The organism is Microcoleus sp. SVA1B4 (genome assembly GCF_036700545.1).
Lineage (GTDB): Bacteria > Cyanobacteriota > Cyanobacteriia > Cyanobacteriales > Microcoleaceae > Microcoleus.
In genome coordinates this window covers 20,220-31,884 of record NZ_JAUBPB010000076.1, presented here as the reverse complement: position 1 = coordinate 31,884, position 11,665 = coordinate 20,220, and the positions used below count along the sequence as shown (strand labels likewise).

8 protein-coding genes are annotated in these 11,665 nt (G+C 42.7%); 1 reads left to right on the top strand and 7 read right to left on the bottom strand.

Annotation, left to right across the window (positions count from 1 at the left end; all coding sequences use genetic code 11):
• Window positions 1-164: 164 nt before the first annotated feature.
• Both QT987_RS25490 and ccsB read right to left on the bottom strand, forming a co-directional pair.
• Complete coding sequence (locus QT987_RS25490) at window positions 165-590, bottom strand: KGK domain-containing protein (RefSeq protein ID WP_333245866.1); 426 nt, start codon at window positions 588-590, stop codon at window positions 165-167.
• Between the two features lie 230 nt (window positions 591-820).
• Window positions 821-1,891 (bottom strand): c-type cytochrome biogenesis protein CcsB, encoded by a 1,071-nt coding sequence (ccsB, locus tag QT987_RS25485; protein ID WP_333148186.1) that lies wholly within the window; start codon window positions 1,889-1,891, stop codon window positions 821-823.
• A gap of 818 nt (window positions 1,892-2,709) precedes the next feature.
• Here ccsB and QT987_RS25480 point away from each other — a divergent pair.
• Window positions 2,710-3,618 carry an Rpn family recombination-promoting nuclease/putative transposase gene (locus QT987_RS25480; protein ID WP_333245863.1) on the top strand — a complete coding sequence of 303 codons (909 nt, stop codon included), beginning with the start codon at window positions 2,710-2,712 and terminating at the stop codon, window positions 3,616-3,618.
• 374 nt (window positions 3,619-3,992) lie between these two features.
• On the opposite strand, the gene QT987_RS25475 is transcribed toward QT987_RS25480, so the two are convergent.
• From QT987_RS25475 to QT987_RS25455, 5 genes are all read right to left on the bottom strand, one after another.
• Window positions 3,993-6,308, bottom strand: coding sequence for a dynamin family protein (locus tag QT987_RS25475; protein ID WP_333245861.1), 2,316 nt, complete (start codon window positions 6,306-6,308; stop codon window positions 3,993-3,995).
• 11 nt (window positions 6,309-6,319) lie between these two features.
• Complete coding sequence (locus tag QT987_RS25470; protein WP_333245858.1) at window positions 6,320-7,174, bottom strand: hypothetical protein; 855 nt, start codon at window positions 7,172-7,174, stop codon at window positions 6,320-6,322.
• On the bottom strand, window positions 7,164-9,545 hold the full coding sequence (locus tag QT987_RS25465; RefSeq protein WP_333245855.1) for a dynamin family protein: 2,382 nt from the start codon (window positions 9,543-9,545) through the stop codon (window positions 7,164-7,166). The genes QT987_RS25470 and QT987_RS25465 overlap by 11 nt, the downstream gene beginning before the upstream one ends.
• 142 nt (window positions 9,546-9,687) lie before the next feature.
• Window positions 9,688-9,894: a hypothetical protein gene (locus tag QT987_RS25460; protein WP_333245853.1), complete on the bottom strand. Its 207-nt coding sequence runs from the start codon at window positions 9,892-9,894 to the stop codon at window positions 9,688-9,690.
• Window positions 9,894-11,665 (bottom strand): CHAT domain-containing protein (locus tag QT987_RS25455; protein WP_333245850.1); only part of this gene is annotated, 1,772 nt, incomplete at its 5' end. The genes QT987_RS25460 and QT987_RS25455, both read right to left, overlap by 1 nt.

Below are 11,665 nucleotides of genomic sequence, written 5' to 3'. Positions count from 1 at the left end.
CCCGCCCGTCCAAAAAGGACGGGCGGGACGCCCATCCCACAAACTTGTGGAAGTTATTTAATTCTCATTCCTTAGAAAACGAGCAGTGTCCGGGATTTAACGGATGGATTTTCAGCAAAGAAGGGGAAGCATCCCCCTCTCCCAATCTCTCAATCTTTGCCTTCCTAGCTCCACATTCCTATACTTTGGGGGTCGCGTTCTGGATACCTAGAAATAGGAAAATGATTACTTATTTCTGTTGAGTCATATTGCTTTAATGGCTCATCTATATCGGTTTGAGTTGAGCTATCTACGGCGTAGTTTTGCACGGTGTCTGATCTTTCGGCAGCGGCAGGAAGGGCTTTTTGTTCTTTGATTTCAGGTTCGAGCGGAATGAACTCCAGACGCATTCTAAGTTTTCCTTTTGTCCAGTCTTTGCCAGCACGTAATAGCTCGCAATCCAGACCGTCTGAAAATAATTTTTCGTCTACCAATTTCGCCTGCATAATTGCCATAAATTCGCTGACTTTGAATGTACATTGATACATCAAAGCGCTGGTCGGGGCAGACACAACATCGTCTTCTTGGGGAAATATTGGCGATTCGTCCATATTAATTGTCCTTATTTTAATGAAGGAAGTTCGGCAACGGATTATGTAACGGATGTAACGGATGTAACGGATGTGAAGAAGACCGAAGTTATAAGAAGGAAGAGGGAGTTAATTATTAGAATCTCGCTGGTTGAGTAAGGTGGGAATTGCCCACCCTACAAGCGGAGATGATATTAATCCCGATTCTTTGACTTATCCTGTTCTTCTGTGGCTGATTGGTGGATCAGGAATTAGAAAAACCAACCGTAGGAATGTAAACCTTTGCCTAACAGATTAACGCCTAGATAGCAAATCCAAACTACCACAAAACCTGTGGCTGCTAAAATTGCTGGGCGTCTTCCCTGCCAGCCACGAGTAATGCGGGCGTGCAGGTAGGCAGCAAATACTAACCAAGTAATTAGCGCCCAAGTTTCTTTCGGGTCCCAACTCCAGTACGATCCCCAAGCTTCGTTAGCCCAAACCGCACCGGCAATAATGCCAACTGTCAGTAAGGGGAATCCTAAACCGATGATGCGATAGCTAATGTTATCAAGAGTTTCTGCTAGATTCAATCGCTGGGGCGAGAGAAGTTCTGCGGTTTGAGTTGGGGCGGTTGATGCGGTTTGAACGGTTGCTAATTCGAGGACTGCGGTGGTTCCCAAACCGTTATTGTTGGAGTTGAAAGAGGGTTCGCTGAAAACTAATGCGCTGTCGGCGCTGGTTTCTGCATTTTGAGGTTCGGGGTTTTGAGGGCGTTGGAGGCGGTAGTTGCCGTTGCGGTTGCTGTTGGTGCCGAAGGAACTACCGGTGAGTTCGATTTTTTGGCCGCGGGTGACGATTAAAAAGGCGATCGCCAGTAGTGCTCCTACCATTAAAGTTGAGTAACTGAGCATCATGACGCTAACGTGCATCATCAGCCAGTTGGATTTGAGGGCGGGTACTAGGGGCTCTGCAGATTGCATGGTTGCGGGCAGAGTCAGGGCTGCAAAGGCGGATATTGCCATTGCTACGGGGGATGTGGCTACTCCTACTAAGCGGGAACGACTCATGTTTTCCGCGACTAGGTGGATGGCGGTGATTCCCCAAACTAGGAAAAATAGGGATTCGTAGAGATTGCTTAAGGGGAAGTAGCCGGCTTCTATCCATCGAGAACCGAGTAAAGCGGCGATGGATAGGTTGGCGACGGCCATTCCTGCAGTTCCTAGGGCCCCCAGGTAGGGAATGCCGGGGAATGCTGCGCCAACCCAGTAAATGAGCATTGTGGAGAACAAAACGGCAAAGGAGATGTTGTCCAGCCAGTTCTGGAGTACGACCAGATCCATAAAAATTACTCCGGTAGTGTTTTTACTTATTTTTGCTAACTAGATCGATCGTACTGGGGTTGGGCAGTTTTGGGTTTGGGATTTTGAATTTTTGTGGCAATTATGAGTGATTGGCGGTTGTTGAGGTACGGGCGGGCGATCGCGCGGACGCATCAAACAAGCTACTATTGACCCACCAGACGAGTGTCACCCCGTCAATCCATTTTAGATTTTAGATTTTAGATTTTAGATTTTAGAGGCGACCCCACGGGTAAATGCGGGGGCTTGAGGATTTTCGATTTGAGATTTTGGATTGATTCCACGGATAAATCACGTGGCGGGTATCACCTTTGAAATTCGCTTGTCAAGTCATGTTTGTTGATTCTGGCTGACGGATTGAGGTTGGACGAGTTGAAAGTAAGGAAACACGGAATGCTGATGGGCGAAATTCGATCGCCGATTAACAAAATTAGGACTTACGCGCGGGGGGCCAGAAACCGGGTTTTTTTAGGAAAATCCTTCGTTCGTACTCGAAGATTAAGTAAAAAACCCCGTTTCTTGGTCGGGAGTGCGTCTAGGACTGAAAATATAGGATGTTTTTTGATCTGGGGCTATCTGGAATCCTTTAGAATTGATTGAGCTGATTACCCATTTGCTGTTTTTGCAACCAGGAAAAAAACGGAAGCCCCCGACAATCGTTGTGGAGACTCCCCAAATTTTAGACCAAAGCTCAACCTCCGAGATTTATCAAGGCGAGTCAATTCTAAAATCTAAAATCTAAAATCTAAAATCGACTGAGGGTTCGAGCAGTTGCATAGGTTAGAGGAGATGTTGGGTTAATGCGTCGAGATTCAATATTTTACAAGTTATTTCAAGAAGCTCCGACGCTGCTGTTTGAGCTATTGGAAGAGTCACCATCGAATGCGGAACAGTATCGATTTGACTCCGTGGCGGTGAAGGAACCGAAGTTTGAAATTGATGGGGTGTTTTTGCCACCTGATGCTGAGCCTGGAGTTGTATATTTCTGTGAGGTGCAGTTTCAGCGGGATGAATTGCTTTATGAGCGATTGTTTGGTGAGTCGTTTTTGTATTTTTATCGCAACCGTCAGCGATTTACAGATTGGGAAGCGGTGGTAATTTATCCGAGTCGATCGACTGAACAATCAGACACGCATCCGTATAGATCGCTCTTGAACTGCAATCAGGTGCATCGGGTATATTTGGATGAGTTGGGGGAGATTGAACAGTTGCCGCTGGGGGTGGCGCTGATGGCTTTGACGACGATCGACGAAGCGAGTACGCCGGAAGTGGCGCGATTGTTGCTGGCGCGATCGCAGCGGGAGGAATCTGAGGCAGCGAGTCGCGCCATAATAGAGATGCTGACGACAATACTGGTTTACAAGTTTACAAGTTTGAACCGAAGGGAGGCAGAGGCGATGTTAGGAATTACGCTTGAGGAAACTCGGTTTTATCGGGAAGCTAAGGAAGAAGGCCTTGAGCAAGGCATTGAACAAGGCATTGTGCAAGGCATTGTGCAAGGCCGCGAACAAGAAGGAAGAGCCTTGATTTTACGTCAGTTAAATCGCCGTCTGTTAAATCGGCGAGTTGGAACATTACCGGAATCTATCACCACTAGAATTGCTGATTTGTCGATCGAGCAAATTGAAACTCTAGCAGAGGAATTGTTAGATTTTCAGTCGATCGAGGATTTAGAGGTTTGGCTGGAGAATTTGCCGCAGGGAGAGTGATACGAGGTTAGGAATTGCAATTGAGGGGGCGATCGCGCCATTTACGCGCACAAACACATCAAACGTACTCCCCCTCTACTTCCTGGGTTTTGGGGTTCTTTTGGTGCATCCGCCGTTGCTGAGAGGATGTTAAGGGTGCAATCGGGGATGATTCCGGCGGATTAGAAGCGGATTGATGATGGTGGAAGATGTTTTGGGCGATCGGACTCGCAGACTTATGTTAAATTAGACCTCTTGCAAAAAATAGCTAAGACGGGCTCTCCGGCCCATTCCACAAGAAAAGATGATTTTTGTGGGATGGGCCGGAGAGCCCGTCCTTTAATTGCATTAAAAGGACTTTTGCAAAAGGTCTATTTTCCTGTAGTTTCAGTCCCTCACAGTACCTCCGGCGAACGACTTCTTTTTAAAGCAATAGATAATTGCCTCAATCGTTCGCTAACTTCTAAATTCGATTCTTGTGACTTCAAGTTATCAGGTATTTCAGCAAACAGAAGTGGATTTCCCTGCAACCACTCATTGAGAGCAACGCCAGTCCAAGTACCTTCTTTGTCTCGGAAACTATCAACTAAACCCTTTAGTTCTTGAATACAGTATGACTCAAAACCAGCCGCACTGAAAATTGCATAAATTAAGTATTCTTCAAACGCACTAATATCATTTCCTACCTCAAAAACTACAGCTTCTTCTTGTGGCGATTTTATGTCATTAGAAAAATCTCCCACTATTTGCGCTGCTACCCCAGCAATTTGTGTTGCTATTCCTGTAACTCCTAATACTTGTTGCCGAATCTCCGGATTAAATAGTAAATCTGAACCATATTTTACATATTTTTTGAGAACCCTAAATGCAGCTTCTTCCCCACTATAGTAGTTATCAATAATTTCAATATCTACCCCTAAAGTTTTGATTATTTTATTTCGAGTATCACTATTAACTGGGCCGCGAATCAGCGCTTCAGCAACTGGACGCGCAAAGCGTAAAAATAATACGCTTAAGCTATTCTCTAGTTTGGCTAAAAAATATTCCTCTGAATTTTCAATGAGCCTGGGTTTTACTTGATTACTTTCCCATAATAAACTTGTCATATATTCAACTAATTTTAATGCTTCATCCTTAAGTTCTAAAGCAAGTTGATGAGCAATTGCAGAGAGAAGCTTACTAATATCACCGTACAAATCATCACGCCAAGCAAAATTGGCTTTCATGCGGTCAAACTCTGGATTGGAGTTAGCAAGAAAGATAGTATCTTTCTTTTTAAATGTTTCCTCCCTAAGTTTCTGCATTTCATTGTCAACGATTTGTAAATATCGTTCTCTAAATTTTTCTATTTGAGTGAATGACTTAGCATTAGAACTATCTAAGGATTTGTTTACAACAGAATATTCATAGTATTTTTGTAAATCAGCTTTGATTGTTTCCCATTTTTGATTCCACCATTCTGTAAATAAAACCCGCCGATTATTTTCTTCAAATAGCTTGGCTTCTTCAGGATTTTCTGGATACTTTTTGCTGACTGTAATATAAATCTGTTCAGAATTGCTGAAAATCTTATTGATAGACGCTTCGCATCTTTTCTTTAAAATTGAGACACGCTCAGTGTTGATATAGTTAAATATTTTTTCCTTAATTTCTGGAATTCCAGTACCATTTTTATTCAGAGTTTCTTCATCGGTAATTCCAGTCAGTCTCTTCAACTGAGCTTCGATATTACTTGCATCCCCAATCTCTAACTTAGTCGGTTCTCCTGCTAAACCATTCAAAATTAGATAGGCTCCGGCTGAACCATATACAATGCGTTCAGGTGGAAGCTTTGCACGCTTTAACCAGTCTTGAGATGCTTCTTCTATATGTGTTTTAAGCGCCTCTGCACTACCTAATGAATCAATCCGACTTAAAAATACAAAAAGCTTATCAGCAACGGTGACGTTTTTATCGCCAAGTTCGGTAAACTTGATTATTTCTAGTTCCTTTTCTCGGAGGCTAGTAAACCGCTGTACCAATATCACCGCATCACAGTCAGAGAGCATTGCTTGTGCTTCGTCAACGTGCTTTGCTAAACCTGAATCTAAACCGGGAACATCATAAAAAACAATTCCTTCAGCCTGAGCAAGCTTGTTAGTATAAAGTCTCGCCTCTAAAACAGCGTGAGCATACTTTTCATCTGCTACATACTTCTTGAGTGGTTCTCTAATATCTTCGAGTCTAGTAAAGGGAAAAGTCAGATTACCTTCTCTTCTTACCTGTTGTAAAGTTATTTCGTTTGCTCGTATAGTATTTAGGTCTTCTTTCGCCCCAACTTTCTCCAGTTCCTTGAGTAAGTTGATAAACTCTTCTTCGGTTCTCGCTTGTACTTCCAGCCTTTGTTCAGACTCGTTTTCAACTGAATAAATTTGTGTTGTTGTAAATGTGCATCTGCCTCCCTTTGCTGGAAGTAAATCACATTGCAACCAAGCATTAATGAATGTGCTTTTTCCGGCTTTTTCTAGCCCGACAACAGCGATGCGAAACTCGCGCTTTTTGAGTCTTTCAAGTTGGCGGCGAGTAGGTTCTGCTTCTTGTAAAAGTACCTCTTTTAATCGAGCCGGAACTTCAGCCTGGGGTAACATAGCCAAGTTAAGCGCGTGTCGCTGCACGTTGAGAGCGTCGCTAAGACGAGCCTCATAGTAAGAAGATGCTGTTTTCCAATCCATTTTGGGGTTCCTTAAATGCGGTTAAAGTTTTCTAAGCCAGATAAATTTCTAAGACAAGCGTATTTTTGAATAATACGCTGTCCATAGTTGGGTAGGTTTCTTTTTAATATGTAAGGGCTTTCTTTGTCAATCATTTCTTGCCCCTGATTGATATCAATCCTAATATAAACTTCTCGGTTACTATTAGTTGGAATGTCTTCATTTGTTGCCATTTCTAAAACTAGCTCTTTTGAAGCAGCGTTTTCAACATCTGTGCATAGAAAATACGAGGCGTTATCTATAAGCGTTTTGAGGTCAGAGAACTCTAGACTGTTATCTGTAAAACTATTGGGACGCTTATCTCTTAAATCAATGATTACAGATGCTGGAACAACAAGACATAAAGCAGCAGTAATTGGTTCAGGAGGTGGTGACGGCAAAGAATCAGGTTGCCGATTTCTGGCATTACCTCTTAGGTTTTGCTTACGGTTATTTCTGTATTGGATACAGGCAAAGACTCCAACCAATAGGCTGCCTATAAACACAAGCCAAACAACTGTTTGCATATCTGGATTGTTAGGATGATTTAGTTTAGTCATTCTTTGGTTCAACCAATTTTGCTTAAAATAATGATCAAACGTATTTGGTTTTTCCATTAAAAGTTGATCGCCAGCAATCCTTTCATCGTCATTTAGTGAAGCATTCTTGTTGATACCAGTAGCAGTACATATGTCGTCTGCTGTTGATTTTTCTGCTTCAAGCAATATATGTATTACCTTGTACAAAACTCCCTTGTTTTCATTTGCTACCTGGGGGTAAACCAGCTCCCAAACGTCTTTATACAGTGTTTCTAGATGCTCATTTGCCACTTGAATTTTAATCCTCATTTTTTAAGAGTTTTCCTAATAAACCAAATTCTTCTGCTAATTCTTGGGCTTTTCGTTCCATAGGTTGCCAAACATTTTTTTGCTTTTCATAATCTAAAGTTATTTCTTGGTGAGCTTTATCTAGTCTAGCTTGATAACGATCGAGAATATCATTTTGAGTTTTATGTACCTCTTTTTTTAAACAATCAATTTGTTCTAGCAACCAACTGGCAATTTGTTTAACTAGGTCTGGTTCAGCTAATTTTACCTGACTATCCCAGTTTTTTAATAAATTCTCTGTGCTAGGAATTGTAGCATTATCGCTACATCGTGCTTCGTATTTGGGAACTAACCATAACCAGTGCCAAAAACTTCTACTCTCTTCCTCCCAATTGCCTTCTGTAATTGAAACACCAGATTCAAAACTTAAACTAATAAATGAAAGTTCTTTTTTAACTCGTATCAGTTGGGAATCAGGAAACCTGATTATTATGTGGGGTGCTTCTTTATTTGCTCCTTTTTCTAAATGGGATAAATGACAATTGAAAAGCTCGACCACGGCCTGGTACATCCTCTCTATTTCCTGATTAGAGATTTGTTTTAAAATATCTTTCATTACCAGATTCAAATGCTTAGACAAGTCGTTTAAGGCTTGATTTAGTAGTTCGAGATTTTTTTTATCCTCATCTGTTCTTGCTTCTCTTATTTCACCATCTCTAGCAGCAGACCCAGTGTAGCCTAAGTTTATTAGTCGTTTGAGGTTGCTTTCTAGAAGTTGTACCTGTGAATCATCTGCTTTTTTTAAATTTGGGTTTTTTACCAGTATCTGTCCCTTCTCCAAAGATTCTGCTACTGATTCTAAAACTTGATTTATTCCTCTACTTAATTCTCGGCTCCATCCATAAAGGGGGTATAATTTTTCTCCTAATTCCTTATAAGGTTCAACATCTTGAAGTTCCTTCAGGGTTTTTTGTAAATAGAACACCAGGTCGTCTTCTGACTTTTTTTCTATGACTTCTTTAAATTTCGCATCTATCTTTTCAAACGGCTTCCTCAAATTTGCATCGCTCAGTTGAAGAAAAATGTCTAGTGATGACCTGATGTGTGATATTTTTTCACATTCCTGTTGGTAGTGTTCTTCTGAACTGCTAAGAATGGCCGTGGTTGTTTGTACTGCCCACTCGGATACAGCATTTCCCGCAGCTACATTAAAACGTTCTATAGCTTGCGGTATTACTAACTGTGGAAAGTGTTGATTAATATGTTCCTTTAAGTGCTGCTGAAACTCTTCTGCATAAGATTCTTGCCATAATGCTTCAGCAACTCGGTTTCGATCGTGTCTCGACCATTTTTGTACGTTACGTGGCAGGACTTCTAATATGTCTTCATTAATTAATCCGTTAAAATTGTTGTCTGCCTTTTTACAAGCTTCAGCACTATAGATATCATCATTATTTTGGATCTGAAGGGCTAGTAGCGCAGGCCATGTACTAAGTTTGACAACTTGTAACTTCTCAATATCTTCTGTATATTCTTGTAATTGTTCATTCAATTCGTTTTTTATATCACATATAGCTTTTTCAACAAAGCGATTTTCTGTTTCAGGCCAATTTTTGTCGGCTCGAAAAACGTCAATCCGATTCAGAGTAAAGAGCATACGTGCAGGAGAACCACCCAAATCTTTTACCTGCTGTACAACTTCTTGCAGTAAGCTTTTTACTTTATGTGCATCGGTTTCTGCACTATTGTATGTGACTATGCACAATGCCTCTCGGCACTGTTTAATAATATCTGCGTTACCTTGATCGCCCACATAGGCCAAACCAGGTAAATCAAGAATTTTTACCCTTGTTCCTTGTGGTAGTTCCAGTTTAGACTCTTTGACAAGCCTGAAAGGGTAAAATATTGTAGATTGTGGGCAAGCTAAATTCGGTTGTTTTTCTCGGTTTTCGATATAACTTATCATTACTTGGTATAAGCGCTGATAAATTTTTTCCTCTCTGATACCTCTCCACTCTCCACATTCCCACAATGCTCCTGGTGTTTCATGGATTATTAGAGACTTTTCCTTGCTATATTCGATAGTGACTGCCCCTGCACTCATTTCACTTACGGCTACGGGGACAATTTCGGCTCCACATAACAAATTTACCAAAGTGCTTTTCCCACTACTGGTGGTTCCTGTCGTCGCAAGAGTCAGAGTTGGATTACGGAGTGCCTCAACCAGAGTGCTTAAAGCCTCGTCTAATTTACTGGAGAGCTTTTGTATCTCAGGCTGATATGTATCGGGTAAATGTTCAGAAATTTCTGTAGAAAAATTATTCCAGTATTTAGCAAGCAGTTGAGCTTTGAATTCTACTTCGTCAAAAACTTTGTATAATTGTTTACTCATGTGTTCAATACCGGTGTTGATAGTGAATATGTATTCTAGTTAACATATTTGAGTCGCCACTCATAGAGGGCTGACAGCAGCACTGTTTAATTATGACTCTCGGTATAATACTATAACCTGTCCCGAGGCGATCGCACTTTATTTAAATAAAGTTACAAACAGGCTCTTCAGATTGTGGCATATCTTTAATTAGATGATCGGCGGGCGTTGCTGAAGTCAGGTTTGAAACGATCGCAAAAACGCCGAAGGAGCGCTCTAAATTGCGATCGATTATACCCATATTCCCCAACGCCACAGATCGAACTCCTGCACAATTAGCCAACAATCGATCGACTAAAACAAACCTCATTACCAAGGATTACCAATCATTCTAAAAGCAGACCAATAATAAGGATGAGAAAAATTCTGACTCGTCGTGTTTACCAATTCCGAGGGTAACGGCAGATTGCCAACAGAAGTGTGCAGCATCCCCCCTTCAATTCGCACTTCTCCCCGCAACATCGCTAATTGCGCTAGCCGCAGTGCTTCTGCTTTAATCGGAGCAGTTTTTAACTGCCCATAAAACTCCGTCATCAATCCTAAACTGCCCTCGTCGCTGACATACCAAAGAGTCGCCATAGCCGATTTAACCCCGGCTTGCACGGCTAACCCGCCAAAGCCCAACTCGGCCTCTCGATCGCCCACAGCAGTCTTGCAAGCACTCAAAACTAACATTTCAACTTGCGGGCTGTGCCAATTCATTTGCCGCAACTGATCCAAACGCAATTTAGTATCCCACAACTGAATAAAGGATTGGCTAGGGGCTCCCGATCGAAATTCGGCGTGAGTAGCCAAGTGAATCATCCCAAAAGGATACTGCTGGCGCTGCGATTTCAAATTTGCCAGGGTGAAAGCTTCGTTCAAGAAAGACTTACCCGGCCACTGCTGCGGCGTGATTGTCGATACTTCTATTTCCACCGCAGGTAAAGGACTCATCTCTGGAAATTGCGACGCCCCCATTGCCAGAACTTGGGTATTTTTGAAATTGGCGAGGCTGGTATCCGTCAAACTCAGACTCGGCATCGAGCCAACACTGTAACGCTCTACCAGAAAGCCTTTGCCGTCGTGCAGGGCGCTCATCGGTATCGATCGCAACCCCATATCTGAGATAAAAGATAAATTCTCAATGCCTTTGGCTTGCAACTCTGCTTCGAGCGGCGCTACCATCCACAGGTAGAGTTGCTGAGCCAACGGCAAATAACTTTTAGTGTTGCGCTTTACCGGATTAGTCAGTTCATCGCGAAATTTCCGAACAGCTTCCATTACCTCGGTGCGAGAGGTTCCAGGGACGCGCTGGCGAACGGGCACACCTTCCGGGGTGATCACCATCATTTCCAGTTCGTCAGAGGCTTGAATTTGCTGTTCTACGCGCAAGATGGGGGAACTGCTGTAAGGCCGATCGACTGTAGAACCCCTGGGTACAAAGCTGATATAAATGAGAGCTGGTTTGATGCCTGTGGCTTGTTGGACACTGCGAAGGGTATTTTGGGCATCTTCTAGGGTGGCGATCGTATTTGTTGATGGCAAATTTAGGTAATCGACAAACTCACTGGTAAATCTCTCCTCGACGGGAAAAATAACTGCGCCGACGTTAGTGGGCAACTTGGAAGCTTCAAGATTCCCAAACGCGGGAGGTGAAATGCGCTGTTGCAAGGAATTAGATATCTGGTTTTGCTCTTGCAAGCTAGGCGAAAATAAACGATTTGTGCTGGGTGGCTGGTTGGCTGCGAGCTCCGGTGTCGGCGCGAGATTTATCGGCGCAGCAGCAGGCGCAACCACTAGATTTTGAGTAATTGTTGGTGTTGGTGGCACATTTGAGACCGGTGCTGGATTTTGAGTAATTGTTGGTGTTGGTGGCACATTTGAGACCGGTGCTGGATTTTGAGTAATTATCGGTGCTGGTGGCAGATTTGAGACTGGTGCTGGATTTTGAGTAATTGTCGGTGCTGGTGGCAGATTTGGGACTGGTGCTGGATTTTGAGTAATTGTCGGTGCTGGTGGCAAATTTGGGACTGGTGCTGGATTTTGAGTAATTGTCGGTGCTGGTGGCAAATTTGGGACTGGTGCTGGATTTTGAGTAA

What these genes read in the sequence shown, in the direction of transcription:
- ccsB (WP_333148186.1), bottom strand. Translation starts at nt 1,891, where the DNA reads ATGGATCTGGTCGTACTCCAGAACTGGCTGGACAACATCTCCTTTGCC.
- QT987_RS25465 (WP_333245855.1), bottom strand. Translation starts at nt 9,545, where the DNA reads ATGAGTAAACAATTATACAAAGTTTTTGACGAAGTAGAATTCAAAGCT.
- QT987_RS25475 (WP_333245861.1), bottom strand. Translation starts at nt 6,308, where the DNA reads ATGGATTGGAAAACAGCATCTTCTTACTATGAGGCTCGTCTTAGCGAC.
- QT987_RS25470 (WP_333245858.1), bottom strand. Translation starts at nt 7,174, where the DNA reads ATGAGGATTAAAATTCAAGTGGCAAATGAGCATCTAGAAACACTGTAT.
- QT987_RS25460 (WP_333245853.1), bottom strand. Translation starts at nt 9,894, where the DNA reads ATGAGGTTTGTTTTAGTCGATCGATTGTTGGCTAATTGTGCAGGAGTT.
- QT987_RS25490 (WP_333245866.1), bottom strand. Translation starts at nt 590, where the DNA reads ATGGACGAATCGCCAATATTTCCCCAAGAAGACGATGTTGTGTCTGCC.
- QT987_RS25480 (WP_333245863.1), top strand. Translation starts at nt 2,710, where the DNA reads ATGCGTCGAGATTCAATATTTTACAAGTTATTTCAAGAAGCTCCGACG.